Origin of the sequence: Tepidimonas sp. (assembly GCF_046292505.1) — a bacterium.
GTDB lineage: Bacteria > Pseudomonadota > Gammaproteobacteria > Burkholderiales > Burkholderiaceae_C > Tepidimonas.
Map to the genome: position 1 here is coordinate 367 of NZ_JBKBQX010000210.1, position 262 is coordinate 628.

The following is a 262-nucleotide window of genomic DNA, read 5'->3' on the forward strand; positions in this document are numbered from 1 at the left end:
GCGCGCCCAGACCGCGAAGGAACGCCACGCGGTGCTGATGAAGTGGTTCCAGCTGCGGGTGCAGCACGCCGACGACCTGGCACGGATCCTGACCGCCGAGCAGGGCAAGCCGCTGCCCGAGGCGCGCGGCGAAGTGGCCTACGGCGCGAGCTTCATCGAGTGGTTCGCCGAGGAGGCGCGCCGCATCTACGGCGAGACGATCCCGTCGACCGACCCGAACAAGCGCTTCCTCGTGCTCAAGCAGCCGATCGGCGTGTGCGCG

The 262-nt window shown here is 70.2% G+C and carries 1 protein-coding gene; it reads left to right on the forward strand.

The window, feature by feature from the left end; translation table 11 throughout:
• Positions 1-262: aldehyde dehydrogenase family protein (locus ACK4TH_RS12805; protein WP_409626992.1), on the forward strand; the 262-nt coding region annotated here is incomplete at both ends.